This is a genomic window from Nitrospira sp. SG-bin1, from assembly GCA_002083365.1.
GTDB lineage: Bacteria > Nitrospirota > Nitrospiria > Nitrospirales > Nitrospiraceae > Nitrospira_D.
On sequence record LVWS01000033.1, the window covers coordinates 404,818 to 423,105 of the forward strand.

Sequence of the window (18,288 nt, forward strand, 5' to 3'; positions counted from 1 at the left end):
GGGCTATGAAAAGGCGCTGAAGAAGGCCTGAGCTTTGTAAATCGTTTCCTCATATTCACGTGTCGGGTCTGAGTCGGCCACAATTCCTGCCCCAACCTGGAGATAACCCCTAGCGTTCTTCATGGCGAGCGTCCGTATCAGGATATTGAAGTCGAGGTCTCCGCTCCAGCTGAAATAACCCATCGAACCGGTATACGGACCGCGACGGACTGGTTCCAATTCTTCGATAATCTCCATGCAGCGGATCTTGGGGACGCCGGTGATCGTTCCACCAGGAAACATGGCTTTCAGCAAATCAAATCCGGTCGCATGATCCTTAAGGGTGCCCGATACCTGTGAGACGAGGTGATTGACATGCGAATATTGTTCCAAGGTCATCAATTCACCCACCTGGACACTTCCGAAGCGGCAGACTCGACCGAGGTCGTTCCGCTCCAGGTCGACCAACATGACATGTTCCGCACGTTCTTTTTCATTGCCACGAAGCTCATTGATCAGTCGTTGATCATCGGCGGCGTTTCTGCCGCGGGGTCTGGTTCCCGCGATCGGCCTGGTGTCGGCACGGCGTCCATCAAGGCGAACCAGTCGCTCCGGCGATGAACTGATGAGCCGTACCGTATCAAACCGGAGTATTCCCGAGAAAGGAGACGGGTTCAATGCCCGCAAGCGTTCATAGACGGACACATCTGTTTGCAAGTCTCCAAGAGAGGAGAATGCTGGACAGGTCACGTTGAAACGGTGAGAGAGGTTGGCTTGATAAATATCCCCGGCTGCAATGTACTCCTGGCAACGGTGGACACGTTGCCGATACGCCGACTCTTCTTGCTCCGGCGTGAACGTGAGACGGCCGAGATCACTCTGGTGTGCGTCGACCGTATCGGGGCTGGTCAGTCGCGCCTCGAATTCGGCCAATCGATCCCGTCCCTCGCGGAACAGCTTTTCCCTCGGCTCGCCCAAGAATCGTTCTCGCGGCGGACAGAACATAAGCACCAGACGATTCAGTTCATGGTCGATTGCGGCGACTAGATCAAAACATGCGAACTCGAAATCAGGATTGGCAAGGTCATCCAGGGCCACGGAGGGCAACCTCTCGAACTGGCGCACTAGATCATAACTGAAGTAGCCCACCGCACCGCCGAAAAATGGAGGTACATCAGGAGGACGAACAATCTGTTGACGGTTCAAGTGGAGAGCTAGACGATCAAACGGAGCGGTGCCTGAGTTCAAAAGTCCTTGCATCGATCGACCGTCAAAGGTATCCCCCTTCCCATACAATGTTTGATAGGGATCGACGCCCAAGTATGAATATCGCCCCATGGTGCCATTGCCGGTGCCGCTCTCAAAGAGAAACGAAGGGTGTCGAGCTGAGGCGATGTTCTTGTACAGGTCGAACGGACTGGCTGCAGGAGCGGGGCGTGTCAGAACGAGAGGCGAAGGAGAACCGCGTAAAAAAGGCATCGAGGAGGGTGAGGTTCTCGGCATAGATGCTCGTGTCCCACGTGAAAGAGAGATCACTATACCGCAGTGATTTCTGCACGCATAGGTGTCTAACAGCTTGACATTCCAAGCATGGTTTTGCTTAAATTGCGAACCCCATCGGGCAGAGTTTTGCTCACGTGCTCTCGCCTTCCGTGGGTTAGGAATGCCCCCTCCACAAGATCCTTTATACGCGGGGCTCGGTCAGGCCGTTCGAATGGGAACGGAACTGCTCGCTGCGTTGATCGTCGGAGGTGGGCTGGGATGGGTCGTCGATACGTATCTCTTCGGGACAACTCCGTGGGGGCTCGTCATCGGGTTAGTCCTCGGTTTGGCGGCCGGGATGAGGAGTGCGTATCGCTCTGCACAGCGGTGGCAAGGTCCGTCGGACAACGTGAATAAGTAGGAATAGTCATGGAAGAAAGTCCGCTTCATCAGTTCGAACTTCATAACTGGATCCCAATCTCGATTGGGGGATTGGATATCTCCATCAATAAGGCCGTCGTCTTCATGTGGGTGGTTATCGCCTTGGCGTCAGTGATCATGGTGATGGCGGGATCATCGCGCAAGCTGGTACCCGGCAAGTTGCAGAGCCTGGCGGAGATGATGGTGGATTTCATTCGCAACATGATTATGGAAACGATGGGGAAAGACGGGATGCGATTTTTCCCGCTCGTTGCCACGCTCTTTGTGTTTATTCTGTTTTCGAACTACATCGGATTGATTCCCGGTACCTACACGGTGACGAGTCAGATTATCGTGACGGCCGTTTTCTCCTGCCTCGTGTACGGGTTGAGCCTGATCGTTGGCTTTTCGTTGCATGGGGCCAAGTTTCTGGGAATCCTGGTCCCGCCCGGTACGCCGGGGTGGCTGCTGCCGCTGATGATTCCGATCGAGATCATCAGCCAGTTGGCACGGCCTATTTCCCTGGCGGTTCGGCTTTTTGCGAATATGACGGCGGGCCATGTCATGCTCGCGGTGCTGTTCAGCCTCACCATCGGCGGGGGATTATTGATTGGGTGGTTGCCCTTCGTGTTTACCGTCGCGATATACGGACTGGAGTTCGGTATCGCCTTTATCCAAGCCTATATTTTTACCATTTTGACCTGCGTCTATTTGGGAGACGCATTTCATTTACATGGCCATGAGGAGCACGCGCATTAGCGCATGCGAGTTTAGACAAGAGAGGAGTAAGCCATAATGGATTCAGCAGCAGCAGGGTTGATCGGTATGGGTTGTGCCGCGGCGGGGTTTGCCGGGGCCGGTGTGGGAATCGGCTATATATTTGGAAAGATGATCGAAGTCGTGGCACGTCAGCCTGAAGCCGAAGCGCGCGTCACGAAGTACATGTGGATCGGATTCGCGCTGGTCGAAGCCATCGCGCTATATGGCTTGGTCATCGCCTTCATCATCATGGGTTTCCGCAAGGGCTAGAGGAGCAGGCTAAGTCTGGGTAGAGTTCGAGAACGTTTTTCTGACCCAGTCTTTCTGATATGAACCATGCCACAGTTTGAATCTCATTTTTTTTCATCCTTGATTTTCTGGGAAGTCGTCTCGTTCGGGATCCTCTTGTTCGTGCTTTATAAGTATGCATTCCCCGGCATCTTGAGCGCCTTGGAAGAGCGCGAAAAGAAAATCAAGGACAGTCTCGATCAGGCCGAGCAGCATCGGTCCGAGGCTGAGCGGCGACTCAAAGAATATGAAGCCAAACTTAATGCGGCGGGAAAGGAAGCCGAGGCCATTCTTTCAGCGGCAAAAGAACGTGCTCAACGGTTGCTTGATGAAAATGAACAGCGGCTGACCGCGGAGGCGGAGCGCATCAAAGGTGATGCCACCCGTGAAATTGACCAGGAGCGCCGGAAAGCTCTGCAAGATATTCGAACCCAGACGACGGAACTCGCTCTTATGGTGGCGGAAAAAGTGGTACAACGGAGCTTAACAGAGGCGGATCAGAAAAAGTTCGCAGACGAAGCGCTTGAGGCGCTTTCGAAATCACATCTCCGCTAATTTCATGAGATCTGCAGGTGGGGTCATTTCAAGGTGACTCCGCCTGGCCGATATCCCTCCAAATCCACCGTCACGAATTTAAATCCCAGCGCTCTTAGCTTGGCGCTGATCTCCGCGCGCCGATCTGCTTCCACGAGCCGAGGTAGTTCGTCTTGCGCCAATTCGATCCGTGCGATCTCGCCGTGGTTGCGCACGCGAAAATGACGGAATCCCTCACGATGGAGCACGGCCTCGGCTTCTTCGACACGGCTTAGCTTTTCCAGTGTTATCGGGATTCCACGTGGGATTCTCGACGAGAGACAGGCGGCGGCCGGCTTATCCCAATTCGACAGGCGGAGCTCCTTAGCGAGAATGCGGATCTCGGCCTTCGACAGTTCGGCTTCGACGAGGGGGCTGCGCACGTCCCATTCTCGGGCGGCTTTGATGCCGGGGCGGTCGTCCCCGAGATCATCAAGGTTGGTCCCGTCCACGACATAGGCAGCCGCCATTGATTTCCGCAGACGCCCTAGAAGCTGGTATAGATCGGTCTTACAGTGGAAACAACGGCTTGCATCATTCTTGACGAAGTCGTCAATGGCGAGCTGATCCGTCTGCACGGTTTCATAACGGGCGCCGATCTCGTGAGCGATCCGTTCGGCAGCTTCCAACTCAATCAACGGAAAAGTCGGTGAGACGGCTGTGATGCTGATGGCCTTCTCGTGGAGCTGCTCGTGGGCTACTTTGAGAACAACGGTGCTGTCGATTCCGCCGGAATAGGCCACCACGACAGACCCCATTTCCGTCAGAAGGGTTCGGAGCCGATTGAGCTTCTGGTGAAGAGAGGACGGTTGCATAATATCCCGCTGTCCGTGGGTCTAGTGACGAATTTTTGCCTTCGCGATATTGCCGACCACGACGAGCGCGTAATGCTGAGGGTCGAGATATTGTTTTGCCGCGCGCAACACATCCTCTTTCGTCACGCGTTCGATCCATTTGGGGTACTGATTAAAATAATCGAACCCCAGCCCAAAAAACTCCACCTGTGCCAAGACTTGCGCCAGCTTCGCCGTCGTATCCAACCGCAAGGGGAAGCTGCCCATTAAAAATGCTTTGGCGTCGGCCAACTCCTGGTCGGTGACGGGGGCCTCGCGAATCGCCTTCATTTCAGTCAAGACGCCGTTGATGGCCTGATTGGTCGTTTCGGTGCGAGTTTGAAGATTGATCCAAAAAGAACCCGGCATCAATCGAGCATCGTAATGACTGGTGATGCCATAGGCAAGCCCCTGTTTGTCTCGAATGGTATCCATGAGTCTGGACGAGAACCCTCCAGCCCCTAAGACGTGGTTCATGACGGTGACGGCATAGAAGTCCGGGTTTGTTCGACTGATGCCGGGATGCCCGATGACAATGGTCGATTGCGTAAGATCCTTTTCGATGAGCTGCACGGTCTTTTTATCGATGGCGGCCGGCTTCTTGGCTGGTCGGGGCGGTACGACCCCTTTTTTCCAGGCCCCGAAATGTGTCTGGACGAGCGCCGTCGCTTGTTCAACTGTGACGTCGCCGACGATCGTGAGGATGGACTGATTGGGAAGATACTCTTTGGCATAGAAGTTCTGTACATCCGCCAAGGTGATTTTGCCCAACGTGTCTTCCGTTCCGTTCACCGGCCAACGATAGGGATGATTCTGGAAGATCAATTGATTGAAGGCCTTCATGGCGACATGGCCTGGATCGTCATTGTCACTGGTGATTTCCCCGAGGATCTGCGAACGGACCCGTTCGAACTCCTGTTTGGGGAACGCGGGGCGCTGAAGAATGTCGGCGAGCAACGTGAACCCGAGGTCGATGTCTTTCTTCAGTGTGCGCGCCGACGCGGTCGTGAAGTCCTCGTCCGCACGGACTCCCAACGACCCGCCCACAAAGTCGATCTGTTCGGCCAGCTGTCTTGAGGATCGGGTTGTTGTGCCTTCATCGAGGAGACCGGCGACCAAATTCGCCAGACCGGCCTTTTCCGGTGGATCCTGTGCGGAGCCGACCTTGACGAGGACATGGATTTCTACGATGGGAAGGAAATGTTGCTCCAGTACAAGGACGGTCATCCCATTGGGGGTGGTGAATCGCACGGGGGAAATGTCGGCGGCATGCCCTGAATTTGCAATGAAGACTCCGCACAAGACCAGTAACAGTGTGCCGGTTACCCATCGGAGAACGGATCGAGGGACAGAAAAATGGCGCCTCTGGTTTTCCGGATCGATCACCATGGTCCTTCTATAACTTCCCTTCATGGACGGCTGCGGGAGCCGAGTCAGGAGCGGGAGACGGCAGGGGAATGAGAATTCCAACGGTCCGATTATCGTGGGTGAGGTATTGCTTTGCGACACGCTGGATGTCTTTCGCCGTGACCGCGCGGATACGTTCCACGAATTGATCGATCCGCCGCCAACCGGCACCCACGGATTCCGCCTGTCCCATCAACATGGCATGGCGAAAATTCGAGTCCTGCTCGAAGACCCGTGCCGCTTCCACTTGGTTTTTGGCTCGCTGAAGCTCCACCTCGGACGGCGGTTCATTCTGGAGCCGGGCGATCTCTCGCTGGATCGCTTCTTCGACTCCTTCGATCTTCGCGCCGGGATGCACCACTGAGTAGAAATAAAACAGACCGGGGTCCGTCTGTAGCACACTGTATTCGGCGCCGACGGCCAACGAATTCTTCTGGTCATACACCAAGCTTTGATAGAGGCGAGAGCTCTTCCCGTGAGACAGGATCGATTCGAGGATGTCGAGCGCATAAGAATCGTCGCTGGAATAATTGGGAACCCGAAAGCCCATCATGACAAACGGAACCTGCGCTTCGCGTTTCAGGAAAAATCGGCGCTCGCCTCGCTGGTCCGGTTCCGGCGGCAAGGTTTGTCTGGGTGAAGGGCCTCTCGGGATCGGCTCAAACAGCCGTTTAATCGTCGGAAGTAACGCCTCGGCCTTGATATCGCCCACCACGACGAGGGTCGCATTGTTGGGAGAGTAGAATGTGTCGTAGTGACGCTGCAAGTCTTCGAGAGACATGGCATCCAAATCGGCGAACCATCCGATGACGGGCCAATGGTAGGGATGGCTGAGGAACGCGTGGGCGAACAGCGCTTCAACCAGCGCGCCCTGTGGATCATCCTCAGATCGAAGGCGGCGTTCCTCTTTCACGACGTCGCGCTCGGTCTGAAATTCGTTGTGATCGAGAAGGAGACCCTGCATCCGATCGGCTTCCAGTTCGAGAGCGAGCCCGACACGGTCAGCTGCCACATTCTCAAAATAGGCCGTGAAGTCTTGTCCGGTAAACGCGTTGTCGATTCCGCCGTTCTTCCTGATGATTCGCGAGAATGATCCTTTCGGAAACCGTGCCGTGCCTTTGAACATCATGTGCTCAAGCATGTGCGAGAGTCCGGCCCGTCCCATCACCTCGTTTCGCGAACCGACTTTGTACCACACCTGCACGGTGGCCACCGGAGCCTTGGGAACTTCGACCAGCAGTACCTTCATCCCGTTTGAGAGGATGTACTCGTTCGGTTCCGCTCCGAGCGAGATCGAGCTGACGCTAAAAACGAGAAGCGCCGAGAAAAGTGTTAAGAAGCGGACGTGCCACTGATGCTGGATCATGCGCGTGATCATCATAATAAAATAATGGGATTGGTCATGCTAGCAACGAGTTTCGATGGGTGTCAAGGCAAGGGAGTTTTGGTTGCTCGGGAGTGCTCCAAGTTGGCCGCAGGCGCCGAGCACGTCCCGTCCCCGGCTCTTTCGAACAAATGCCTCAAGGCCGGCGTTGCGGAGGATAGATTGAAAACGAAGCACCGCCTGTTCGGACGGACGACGGAACGGACTGCCCGGAAATTCATTGAACGGGATCAAATTGACCCTGCATCGCATGGCCTTCAGTAATTGGACCAGTCGTCGAGCGTCAGCCTCATGATCGTTTACGCCGGCGAGCAACACGTATTCGAAGGTCAAGCGTTGATGAGAAGCGAGCGGACAGCGGCGACAGGCGGCCAGGAGTGACCTTAGTGAGGCGATCTCGCTCGCCGCGGGCATCAACTCTCGCCGCTGTTCTTCAGTGGTGGCATTGAGCGAGACGGCGAGGTTCACGCCCAGCTGGGCGACGTCCGCCAGACGGGACGTCAGCCCTGCCGTCGACACCGTTACGCGTCGGGGCGACCATCCAAGTCCCCAAGATTTGTTGGTCAAAGCCGACACGGCGGCTTTGAGACCGTCGATGTTGGCCAAGGGTTCTCCCATCCCCATGAACACGAGATTCGTGATGCGTTCATGGGAGCCCAACTGGTCTTGTGCAGTCAGGGTTTGATCGATGATTTCGTACAGTTTGAGGTTACGTTTGAGCCCCATTCGTCCGGTCAGACAGAAGCCACAATCCAACATGCAACCGACCTGCGTTGACACACAGAGCGTCAGCCGGTCCTCATCCGGGATCAACACGGTTTCAATCGACAAACCATCCTCAAGGGTCAACAGCAATTTGCGGGTTCCATCCTGGGACGGCAAGACCGTGACAGAGGTCGAGCGTCCGATCGTGGCGGATCGAGACAGTGTCATGCGATCACGCAGGGGGAGATCGGTCATATCGGTAATAGTTCGCAGGCGCCGTTGATAGAGCCAGCGCAAAATTTGCGTTGCGCGATAGGTCGGCCAGCCTTGCGCTCGGACAAACTTCACCATCTGGGGTTCGGTGAGATTCAAGAGCGCTGTGAGGGGACTGGGTGAGGTCATTGGTAAGTCGTTATCAAATCGGATTATCGTTGTGTGGGAGCTAGGAGCCTACCACAGCGGAGGCTGTGGCGCATACGGGCGGGCATCGTCGGGTCCCGAAACTTCTTCCATTACAGGCGGCTCTGTATATAATGAACGCGGATGAGGGGCACCATGGAGACCCATGACACATATCGTTTCATCAATGACTACGGGTTGGCGGCCGCATCCTGCTTGGTACTCATGCTCGGAGGCTTTTGTTCACGCGATGGGCATGCGGCGCAGGCTGAGATGTCCGAACCATCGACGACCATTAGCTGTACGACGGCGGAAGACTGCTTTGCGGCGGCGGTGTGGCCGAAGGAGCGACTGGGGCACGCGCTGACGAAAGATCAAGTGGTGGCGATCAAGCTGGAACGCCTCCGAAAGGTCACGGAGGAATTTCCTTCTACCGTGTGGGCCAAGCGTGCCGGGTTGTTGTCCGGGGTGCTGTTGATCGATCGAACTCCTGCCGGCGCTCTGCCTTACCTGAGGGCGGCCCAACGGGACCTTCCCGTACTGGACGATTATATTCGATTCTGGGTCGGAGAAGCGTTGCTGCGTTTGGGTGATGCCAAGGAGGCGGCCGGCATGTTTGAAGGAGTTCCGCAGGCTGTCCCTGATTCTAACCTTGCCAGTCAGGCGGCGCTCCGAGCTGGGGAAGCTTGGTATCAGGCATCCAGCTGTCCCGAGGCCGTGTCCTGGTTCAGCAAGGCCGTCAACGCCAACGATAAGGACCCTCAGATCGCTCAGGCTTGGTTGCGGTTGGCCTCCTGTTATCTTCGAGAGAATCAATTGACGGAAGCACGAGAAACGCTGAAACAGCTGTGGACGAAGTTTCCACAGACCAAGGAGGCCAAGGAGGCCGAGACTCTGCTTGGGAACAATATTGGGGGAGTACCGTGGACACCGCGGCCAGACATCTATTATGAGCGTGCCCAGGCTTTTCTCGGGCAGTCACTCCACGCGGAAGCCATCGAGGAGTTGAAAAAATTTTTGGCGCGTGATCCCTCTTCTCCGCACCGCATCGATGCCAAACTTAAACTGGGCATCGCTCAAGTTCGGTTGAAACAGTATGAACAGGCACGCGACATCTTTCATGCGCTGACCGCTGAGGAAGGGCCTCGGGCGGATGAAGCGACGGTATGGCTCGGGAGGGTGTATCTCAGGCGTGGACTCGGGGACAAGTTATTGGATCTCTGCCGCACGCTCCCGAAACGGACATTGACTCCGGAACAGAAGGGGCAAATCAATTTATTCGCAGGGATCTGGCTCGAGGATGAGGCACGCTTCGACGAGGCGATGGCAAGGTATCGACAGGTGGCCAAGTACGGAGAACCGGCTTCTCAACGAACGGAAGCCCAATGGCGGGAAGGGTGGGTGCTTTACCGATCGGCTCGTTATCTGGAGGCGATCAGTGTGTGGCGTCAGATTGTGGAGCAGAGGGACAACGACTTTGAGCCCCAGGCGCTCTACTGGATTGCCCGTTCGTACGGTCATGTAGGAGGTGAGAAGTCAAAGGAAATTTTTGCGCTGCTCTGTCAGCGATTTCCATTTACCTACTATTGTCAGTTAGCACGCGAACAGACAGGTCTATCGGCAGCGCGCCGGACCAAGCAGGAAGGTAGCGTCATTCCCGCCTCGGCCGCTCAGCCTGCTACCGAGGTGGATCAGACGCCGGCTCAGGATAATCCCGCGATCAGTCGGACACAAATCGAGCTACATCCGGCATACCGGCGGGCGGTGGAACTCAGAGCGCTTGGTCTCGAGCAGGATGCCGCTAGGGAGCTCAGTGCGTTGACGGATCGGTATAGTCGCGATCCTGAGGTGCTGGCGGCGTTGTCGATGATGTTGAACGAGGTCGGTGCCTATCACCATGCCTTGCGTCTGGTGCGGTCTCGATTCCGCGAAAAGTTGGAGCGTACCGGCGGAGCGGTTGCAGATGGATTGTGGAACGTGGCCTATCCCACCGGATTGATCCCTACGATTAAACTTGCGGGAGCCAACGGAGTGGATCCGTTTCTCGTTGCAGCGATCATTCGAGAAGAAAGTCAGTATGATCGGAGAGCCGTCTCTCGTGTCGGGGCGATCGGATTAATGCAGGTCATGCCGGCCACTGCGAATGCCGTGGCCCAACAGCACCGTCTTCCGAGCCTATCCCGAGAAGATTTGTTCGATCAAGAAACGAATATCCGCATCGGCGCCCGATATGTTGAGCAACTGTTTGCGCAGTTTGCCGGGAATGTGGTGCAGACGATCGCCGCATACAATGCCGGTCCCATTGTGGTGGCTAGCTGGGCGGCGGCCAATCGGGGACGAAGCGAGGATGAATTTGTCGAGTTGATCCAATATCAGGAGACCAGACAATACGTGAAACGGGTTCTGCGTAGCTACAAGGAATACCTGCGTCTGGCAGGGGTTCAAAAAACCGTTTCTTGACAATATATTGTGAAGTTTTTATAGTGCGCCACAATCCGTTGGGGCAATAAAGAAGAGGGGTTGATCATGGCGTTGGACCGATTGGATGCATTGGAAACTCGAATTCGTGACTTGGTGAAGCTCGTCCAGGAACTCAAACGAAAGAATGCGCTGCTGGAGGAAGAGATCAAAGAGGCTCGCCAACGACTGGCTGCACAGGATGATATGAATCGCAAATGGGAAAAGGAGCGGATCGACATCAAGACACGAATCGAAAAAGTCATGAACGAAATGGAGTTGCTGGAATGTATCGAGGATCCTAAGGAGGTGGCCATTGACTAAGACAATTGATGTCGAAATTTATGGTCAACGGTACGCGATCACAGGAGAGGGCGATGACGCATACATTCGGCGGCTGGCTCATTTTGTCGACGACCATATGAAACATCTGGCGGAGGGGATGAAGACCACGACCCCATCAAAGTTGGCGGTACTGACGGCCATCAATCTTGCCCATCAGCTGTTTGAGTCCGAAAAAAAGAGAGTTCAAGGGGAAGCCGATGTCGAACGACGGATGGTGACGTTGATGGAATCGATCGACGAACAGATGCCGACATCCCTCTTTCGTTAACGGTGATTCGCCTTGCTTTCAAAGTGTCCCTTTGTTATCATATAGATATGTGAGTGCGGAAATGGTAGGGGTGAGTGGGAAGGGTGATATCGTCAATCAATCTACTGGAAACGAACGCTGAGAGAATCAGAGAGAACGTTTACCTGATGGGATACGAAGTGTTGATTCGGTGGATGCTTGAGGTGAAAGAGGTCGTGCTGGGACTGCGAATGCTATCGGCTAAGCGACCTCCGGTTTTTGACATTGAAGCGATCCGACGGATGCCTGTCGGATCGAGCGAGCATCTACCTTCCATACCTGTTTCAATCGCTGGCCCTCTTCAATGGCTGATGTCTAGATATCCACGGCCGGGAAGGGTCAGGCAGCGAAGTTCACCGGGTGTGGTGTCGTACCCCGACGATCTCATGCGTTTTCAGGCAAGGCGGATTGCCCTCTCCTAAGGTCCTCCATTTTTTCCACCTCACATCGTGTGTGCCTAGTCCACTCGCCAGCGTGACGCGATGTGCGTGCCCGAGTGAGACTCATCTGATCTGGTTGCCATTAAGAAAGGGGTGACTCCCATTTCTACCGCAAATGTCATGTACATTATTCTGTCGGTGATTTTCGGCGCCGTGGTTGGCGCGGGTGTTTTTGAGCTTGTGCGACGACGGATGACGGGCGCCAAACAGGCTGAGGCGAACGATCTGGCCAAGCAGGTTGTGCAGAACGCACAGCGGGAAGCGGAGAATATTCTTAAAGAGGCCAGGCTCGAGGCCAAGGATTTGGTGTTCAAAGCAAAGTCAGAATTCGAGCAAGAACAGAAAACAAAACTTGGCGAGCTCTCGGCGATGGAGAAGCGTTTGATCCAACGGGAAGGCGGGCTTGACGGAAAGCTCGCCGCCCTGGAAAAGCGGGAGAACGAGTCACGCAAGCGCGAGGCGGATTTCGCAAAACGAGAAGAGGGCTTGGTCGCCAAAGAGTCCGCCTGCGCCAAGGCCGAGCGCGACCATCGCGAAGCGTTGGAGCGGGTCGCCGGGATGACGGCTGATGAAGCCAAGAAACAATTGATCCTTGAAATGGAATCGCAGGCCAGGCTCGATGCCGTCGGCATTGCCAAACGAACGATCGAAGAGGCCCGTGAGACCGCCGAACGGGAAGCGCGAGAAATCATTACCACCTCGATTCAACGGGTCGTTCGCGACTATGTTTCGGAGTCCACGATCTCCGTGGTCCCCATTCCAAACGATGCCATGAAGGGTCGGATCATCGGTCGGGAAGGCCGGAATATCCGGGCGCTTGAAGCGGCGACGGGCATCGATCTGATCATCGATGAAACGCCTGAAGCCGTGATTATCTCCGGATTTGACCCGCTGCGGCGCGAGATCGCCAAGGTTTCGCTGGAACGGCTGATGCATGATGGGCGTATCCATCCCACGCGCATCGAAGAGATCGTCGAAAAAGTAAAAGTCGACATCGATAAGCTGATGTACGAAGAGGCGGAGAAGATTATTTTCGAGTTGGGGCTCTCGGATTTTCATCCTGAGTTGATCAAGGTACTCGGTCGTCTCAAGTATCGGACGAGCTACGGACAAAACAATCTCTACCATGCCCGCGAAGCATCGTATATTTGCGGCATCATGGCATCGGAGCTGGGTCTTGATGTCCGGCTGGCTCGGCGCGGCGCGTTGCTCCATGATATCGGTAAAGCGGTCAGCCATGAAGAAGAGGGACCGCATGCGATGTTGGGAGCCGAGATCGCCAAGAAATACGGTGAATCTCCGAAGATCGTCAACGCGATCGCCGCGCATCATGAGCAGGTGGAGCCGATTTGCCCGGAAAGCGTATTGGTGGCAGCGGCCGAAGCGTTGTCGGCGGCGCGCCCCGGTGCGCGACGGGAAGCTCTAGAGTCCTACGTGAAGCGGTTGGAAAAATTGGAATCACTGGCGACCGGGCATAAGGCCGTCCAAAAAGCGTACGCGATCCAGGCCGGGCGGGAAATTCGGGTCATCGTGAGGCAAGAGGACATCTCGGATGCGGAGTCGTTCCAGCTTTCGCGCGAGCTGGCGAAGAAGATCGAACAGGAGTTGACCTATCCGGGTCAGATCAAGGTGACCGTCATTCGGGAAAGCCGATACGTGGAATACGCCAAATGAAGGTCCTCTGTATCGGGGACATCATGGGGGAGCCGGGCCGCCGGGCTGTCGCTCGGGCCGTTCCTCGGCTGACCGCACAACACCGTATCGATGCGGTCATCGCCAATGGTGAAAACCTGGCGGGAGGTTTTGGGATCACTCGGGAGCTGGCCGAAGAGCTCTTCGAGACGGGCATCTCGGTGATCACCACCGGAAATCATGCATGGGACAAGAAAGAGGCCGTCGATTATTTTTCACGCGAGCCCCGTTTATTGCGGCCGGCGAATTATCCGGCAGGAGTTCCCGGGAATGGAAGTGTGGTCATCGAGACGGCGGGTGGCGAGCGGCTGGCCGTCTTGCAGCTGATGGGGCGGGTATATATGCCGACGATCGATTGCCCGTTTCAAACGGCCAAACGCGAATTGTCGCGGTTGAAGCGGGAGACGTCCGCGATCGTCGTCGACATGCATGCGGAAGCCACGTCTGAAAAAATGGCGATGGGGCATTTTTTAGACGGGGAGGTGGTCGCCGTCGTCGGGACGCATACGCATGTGCAGACGGCCGATGAACAAATCCTTCCGAAAGGCACCGCGTACATCACCGATATCGGCATGACCGGTCCGCTCCATTCGGTGATCGGAGTCAAGAAAGAATTGGCGATCGAAAAATTTTTGACCGCGATGCCGCGACGGTTCGAAGTCGCATCAGGGCCGTCCGTGTTTTGTGCGGTTCTGCTTGAACTCGATCCCCGCTTGGGTAAGGCCGTCGCGTTTGAACGGATTCGTGTCATCGATTAGTTCGTGGAGACGCCGTGAGAGGTTACGCTACGCTGTAGCGCGGCAACCTCGCAGCCATCGATGAGCGTCGAGCTCGTTTAAAAGGAGAGGACTCACGAATACGTATCCTCGCCCGTCCCTGTCTCCTCCCGAGTTGACCTCGAGACCCATTCTCACCGTCTCGGAACTCACTGCCAAGGTTCGGGCTTCCCTCGAAACTGACTTTGCGGAGGTGTGGCTTGAAGGGGAAATCTCAAACCTGCGGGCCCCAGGCTCCGGACATCTCTACTGCACCCTCAAGGATCGGACGAGTCAGATTCGCGCAGTGATTTTCCGTTCGACGGCCGTTCGTCTGCGGTTCGGGCTGGAGGAGGGGCTGCACGTCGTCGTTCGAGGACGACTCTCCGTGTATGAGCCGCGTGGAGAGTACCAGGTCCTTCTCGATCATCTCGAACCCAAAGGGCGGGGCGCCCTCCAACTGGCCATTGAGCAACTGAAGCATCGGCTGGAGTCCGAAGGGCTCTTCGATCGAAAGCGCAAACGGCCGCTACCGGTGTTCCCTCGGACGGTCGGAATCGTGACTTCGCCGACCGGAGCGGCGGTTCGAGATCTGATCACGGTGTTGCACCGCCGCTGTCCTCTCTTGCACATCATCATCGCGCCGGTACCGGTGCAGGGGCCTGAGGCGGCAGAGCGGATCGGCGCGGCCATTCAGGCATTGAACCGGCTGAACGTTGTCGATGTCATCATCGTCGGCCGGGGCGGTGGCTCGTTGGAAGACCTATGGAGCTTCAACGACGAAACGGTCGTACGAGCCGTCGCCTCATCTCGGATCCCCATTGTATCGGCTGTCGGGCATGAGACGGATGTGACGCTAGCGGACTTTGCCGCGGACGTACGGGCCCCCACCCCGTCCGCCGCCGCTGAAATGGTGGCTCCGGTGTTGACCGAGATCGTCGAACGGTTGGGCATGTTGACCGCCCGCTGTTCACAAGCCATCAGCTCGCAATGTCTGAGGCAGCATCAGAGACTTGACCTCCTGCTCGCTCATCTAGACAATATCCGGTTCAGGGTTCTCACGGAAGCTCAGCGAGTGGACGGCGCCGTGGCCGACATGCGAGAAGCGATGCGTGCACAGCTGAAACAAGCGATGGGGAATTCGCAAGCCTGGACACAGGCGCTGATGTCGAAGAGCCCGGCCCACCAAGTGCGTCGAGATCTGGTGATTGTTCCGCAGCTGCGATCGCGGTTGATTGCCGCGGTGAGCCATGGTCTCACGTGTCGGACCGAGCACACCCATGCCTATCTCGGAAGATTGAACGGACTGAGCCCGCTCGCGATTCTGGGGCGGGGATATGGGATCCTGGAGACGACGCCTGGGCGACAGGTCATCCGCGAGGCCGCTCAAGTTTCCGTCGGAGCAAAAATTGTGGCGCGTCTGGCAAGGGGACGCATTCGATGTGCCGTGGAGGAAGTCATGTCGGATTCGTCGGTTTAAAAGCAGACCGAGACTCCGTTATAATTAATGATGTACGGCTTGTTGTATGAAAAGGAGACGTAGTGGCTGGTGTGAAGTTTGAGCAAGCGATGGCCCGATTGGAAGCCATCGTGGGAGAATTAGAAAAAGGTGATCTGCCGCTTGATGAATCCTTGAAGATTTTCGAGGAGGGTATTCGCCTGTCAAAGAACTGTCTGAAAGTATTGGAAGAGGCTGAACGGAAAGTCGAGGTGCTGGTCCAGGATACGAATGGAAAAAAGCAATTACGTGCCTTCAGTTCCAATGACATTGATGTAGCGGGCTCCACCGAGGACTGAGAGTCAATCAGTCTTTTGATCATCGTTCTTGTCTCATCTTCCCATTTTCGTTCTCATGGGTACAAACACACAACGCGGTAGGGATCGTTGCGACCATGTGATGACGAGTCGCGGACTGGTACAGAGTCGAGACATCGCCGTTCGGATGATTCTCGCCGGCAAGGTAAAAAGCAACGGACAGATCGTCGACAAGCCGTCCAGGGTGATTCCCATCGATGCGAACATCGAGATTGTCGGAGAAAGTAAACCGTTCGTCAGCCGAGGCGGCGAAAAGCTGGAGGCGGCTCTGGACTTCGGTTCGATCGATCCACACGGGTTGATTTGTCTGGACGTCGGATGCTCCACCGGAGGGTTCACCGACTGCTTGCTCCAAAGGGGAGCGGCGAGGGTCTACGCGGTCGACGTGGGTTATGGTCAGTTCGACTGGCGGCTTCGACAGGACCCGCGCGTTGTGCTGATTGAGCGGACCAACATACGCTATATGCCTCCTTCGGCTGTTCCGGAGCCGGTTGATCTGGTCGTCATCGATGTGTCGTTTATTTCATTGATGAAGGTGCTTCCCCCCGTCGCGCAATTTCTCCGGCCTGCGGCCCGCGTCATCGCCTTGATTAAACCCCAGTTTGAAGTGGGAAAGGGCCAAGTGGGTCGGGGGGGTATCGTGCGCGACGATGCGCAAAGGATGGAGGCAGTGCAGCGCATCGTGCGATTCGCCGCCGACATGGGGTTGCAGACGAGGAGGACGGTAGAGTCCCCGGTCAAAGGGAAAAAGGGGAATCAGGAAATATTAGCAATCTTTGAGTACGGTACCCCGTTTCATGGTATGTAAGGAGTATCGGAACGGCTGAGCGTTCATTCAGGAGGGCCAATGAAAGTACTCGTGACGGGCGGCGCAGGGTTTATCGGGTCTCATGTGGTGGACCGACTCGTTGAAGAGGGGCATCAAGTGGTCATCGTCGACAATCTGGCCACCGGAAAACGGAAAAACGTGAACCGCGCGGCGAGTCTCTACAAAACCGACATTACCAGTTGGCGTCTCGAACGGGTTTTTCGCAATGAACGGCCCAACATCGTCCTTCACCTTGCGGCTCACATCAATGTCCGTCGTTCGGTGGATGATCCGGTGTTCGATGCGCAGGTCAACATTTTGGGAACGATGAACGTGCTGCAGCAAGCGGTTCGGTATGGGTGCCGAAAGGTCGTGTTCTCCTCGTCCGGGGGGGCGATCTATGGTGAACAGGAAGCGTTTCCGGCCGTTGAGTCTCATCCCACCAAACCACTGTCACCCTATGGCATCAGTAAGCTGTGCGGCGAACATTACTTGTCCTACTTCCAACGGGTCAGCGGGATTCCAGTCGTCAGCCTCCGCTATGCCAACGTGTATGGGCCAAGACAGGATCCCGATGGAGAGGCAGGGGTCGTCGCCATCTTCATCCAAAAGATGTTGAACAGCGAGCAGCCCATCATCAACGGAAACGGCCGGCAAACCCGAGATTTCGTGTTCGTCGACGACGTGGCGGAAGCCAACCTCGCCGCCATGGCCCAGGACGCCCACGGCGTCTACAATGTAGGAACCGGCACCGAGACATCCGTCAATGAGCTGTTCCGCATGCTGGCCGGCCTGACCGGTTCCAGTGCCAAGGAAGTTCATGGCCCGGCCAAGGCAGGCGAGCAGATTCGCAGTGTGGTGGACCCGTCAAGGATCAAGCAGGAACTGGGATGGGACGTCAAGGTGGGACTTGCCGAGGGGCTGAAGGAGACGGTGGAATTTTTCCAAGGAAAGAGCCGCTAGTCTGCCGACCTCAATCATCGCAGTCGGTCACACAAGTACCAGCCTAGCCAACTTCAGACGAAGCGACTGACTCGTAGCCGCCGGTCTCTCCATGCGTCACGGATCAATATCGAGGAACGCTCCCATCGACTTGGACCGACCAGGCATCGATTCCCCCGATCAAATTCTTCACATTCGAGAATCCCTGTTGGAGCAGAAATCCCGTGGCATCTCCGCTTCTCATCCCATGATGACAATAGGCGATAATCTCCGTGTTTCGGTCCAATTTTGAAAGGGATTGGGGCAAGGTGCCTAGAGGGATCAACACGGAGTTATCAAGCTTGGCAAGCTGGTTCTCCCACGGCTCGCGCACATCCAAGAGCACCAGCTTATCCCCTTTATCGATTCGAGCCTTCAGCTCTTTCGGTGTAATCGTGAAGCTCATATGACCTCCTCCTCGTGACTGGGGTTAAATCATAAGCGACCGAGGAAAAGGCTGTCAATTGCGCTTCACCGCCG

19 protein-coding genes are annotated in these 18,288 nt (G+C 55.9%); 13 read left to right on the top strand and 6 right to left on the bottom strand.

Annotation, left to right across the window (positions count from 1 at the left end; genetic code table 11):
* Positions 1-3: 3 nt before the first annotated feature.
* Positions 4-1,458, bottom strand: coding sequence for a hypothetical protein (locus A4E19_06370; protein OQW32969.1), 1,455 nt, complete (start codon positions 1,456-1,458; stop codon positions 4-6).
* 235 nt (positions 1,459-1,693) lie between these two features.
* On the opposite strand from A4E19_06370, the gene A4E19_06375 reads away from it, so the two are divergent.
* The 4 genes from A4E19_06375 to A4E19_06390 all read left to right on the top strand — a co-directional run bounded on the left by A4E19_06375 (position 1,694) and on the right by A4E19_06390 (position 3,483).
* Positions 1,694-1,882: a hypothetical protein gene (locus A4E19_06375; protein OQW32970.1), complete on the top strand. Its 189-nt coding sequence runs from the start codon at positions 1,694-1,696 to the stop codon at positions 1,880-1,882.
* An 8-nt stretch (positions 1,883-1,890) separates the two neighbouring features.
* Entirely contained in the window at positions 1,891-2,640 is a 750-nt protein-coding gene (locus A4E19_06380; protein OQW32971.1) for a F0F1 ATP synthase subunit A, read from the top strand.
* A gap of 36 nt (positions 2,641-2,676) precedes the next feature.
* Positions 2,677-2,910 (top strand): hypothetical protein, encoded by a 234-nt coding sequence (locus A4E19_06385; protein ID OQW32972.1) that lies wholly within the window; start codon positions 2,677-2,679, stop codon positions 2,908-2,910.
* Positions 2,911-2,976: 66 nt separating this feature from the next.
* Positions 2,977-3,483 carry a hypothetical protein gene (locus A4E19_06390; GenBank protein ID OQW32973.1) on the top strand — a complete coding sequence of 169 codons (507 nt, stop codon included), beginning with the start codon at positions 2,977-2,979 and terminating at the stop codon, positions 3,481-3,483.
* A gap of 23 nt (positions 3,484-3,506) precedes the next feature.
* On the opposite strand, the gene A4E19_06395 is transcribed toward A4E19_06390, so the two are convergent.
* From A4E19_06395 to A4E19_06410, 4 genes are read right to left on the bottom strand one after another with little or no spacing between them, the layout of a single operon-like run.
* The gene (locus A4E19_06395) at positions 3,507-4,316 is read right to left on the bottom strand and encodes an ATP-utilizing protein (GenBank protein ID OQW32974.1); all 810 of its coding nucleotides are present in this window, start codon (positions 4,314-4,316) and stop codon (positions 3,507-3,509) included.
* A 21-nt stretch (positions 4,317-4,337) separates the two neighbouring features.
* On the bottom strand, positions 4,338-5,723 hold the full coding sequence (locus A4E19_06400) for a hypothetical protein (GenBank protein ID OQW32975.1): 1,386 nt from the start codon (positions 5,721-5,723) through the stop codon (positions 4,338-4,340).
* A 7-nt stretch (positions 5,724-5,730) separates the two neighbouring features.
* On the bottom strand, positions 5,731-7,107 hold the full coding sequence (locus A4E19_06405; protein ID OQW32976.1) for a peptidase M16: 1,377 nt from the start codon (positions 7,105-7,107) through the stop codon (positions 5,731-5,733).
* Between the two features lie 39 nt (positions 7,108-7,146).
* On the bottom strand, positions 7,147-8,232 hold the full coding sequence (locus A4E19_06410; protein ID OQW32977.1) for a hypothetical protein: 1,086 nt from the start codon (positions 8,230-8,232) through the stop codon (positions 7,147-7,149).
* A gap of 153 nt (positions 8,233-8,385) precedes the next feature.
* On the opposite strand from A4E19_06410, the gene A4E19_06415 reads away from it, so the two are divergent.
* From A4E19_06415 to A4E19_06455, 9 genes are all read left to right on the top strand, one after another.
* The gene (locus tag A4E19_06415; GenBank protein OQW32978.1) at positions 8,386-10,689 is read left to right on the top strand and encodes a hypothetical protein; all 2,304 of its coding nucleotides are present in this window, start codon (positions 8,386-8,388) and stop codon (positions 10,687-10,689) included.
* Between the two features lie 66 nt (positions 10,690-10,755).
* Positions 10,756-11,010, top strand: a complete 255-nt coding sequence (locus A4E19_06420) for a hypothetical protein (protein OQW32979.1) — start codon at positions 10,756-10,758, stop codon at positions 11,008-11,010.
* Positions 11,003-11,299 carry a hypothetical protein gene (locus A4E19_06425; GenBank protein OQW32980.1) on the top strand — a complete coding sequence of 99 codons (297 nt, stop codon included), beginning with the start codon at positions 11,003-11,005 and terminating at the stop codon, positions 11,297-11,299. The genes A4E19_06420 and A4E19_06425 overlap by 8 nt, the downstream gene beginning before the upstream one ends.
* 578 nt (positions 11,300-11,877) lie before the next feature.
* On the top strand, positions 11,878-13,431 hold the full coding sequence (locus A4E19_06430) for a ribonuclease Y (GenBank protein OQW32981.1): 1,554 nt from the start codon (positions 11,878-11,880) through the stop codon (positions 13,429-13,431).
* Entirely contained in the window at positions 13,428-14,207 is a 780-nt protein-coding gene (locus A4E19_06435; GenBank protein OQW32982.1) for a metallophosphoesterase, read from the top strand. The genes A4E19_06430 and A4E19_06435 overlap by 4 nt, the downstream gene beginning before the upstream one ends.
* A 133-nt stretch (positions 14,208-14,340) precedes the next feature.
* Positions 14,341-15,684: a hypothetical protein gene (locus tag A4E19_06440; GenBank protein ID OQW32983.1), complete on the top strand. Its 1,344-nt coding sequence runs from the start codon at positions 14,341-14,343 to the stop codon at positions 15,682-15,684.
* A gap of 62 nt (positions 15,685-15,746) precedes the next feature.
* Positions 15,747-16,001, top strand: coding sequence for an exodeoxyribonuclease VII small subunit (locus A4E19_06445; protein OQW32984.1), 255 nt, complete (start codon positions 15,747-15,749; stop codon positions 15,999-16,001).
* 55 nt (positions 16,002-16,056) lie between these two features.
* Positions 16,057-16,827 (top strand): rRNA methyltransferase, encoded by a 771-nt coding sequence (locus tag A4E19_06450; protein ID OQW33194.1) that lies wholly within the window; start codon positions 16,057-16,059, stop codon positions 16,825-16,827.
* A 39-nt stretch (positions 16,828-16,866) separates the two neighbouring features.
* The gene (locus A4E19_06455) at positions 16,867-17,790 is read left to right on the top strand and encodes a UDP-glucose 4-epimerase (protein ID OQW32985.1); all 924 of its coding nucleotides are present in this window, start codon (positions 16,867-16,869) and stop codon (positions 17,788-17,790) included.
* A 103-nt stretch (positions 17,791-17,893) separates the two neighbouring features.
* On the opposite strand, the gene A4E19_06460 is transcribed toward A4E19_06455, so the two are convergent.
* The gene (locus tag A4E19_06460; GenBank protein OQW32986.1) at positions 17,894-18,214 is read right to left on the bottom strand and encodes a rhodanese; all 321 of its coding nucleotides are present in this window, start codon (positions 18,212-18,214) and stop codon (positions 17,894-17,896) included.
* Positions 18,215-18,288 lie beyond the last annotated feature (74 nt).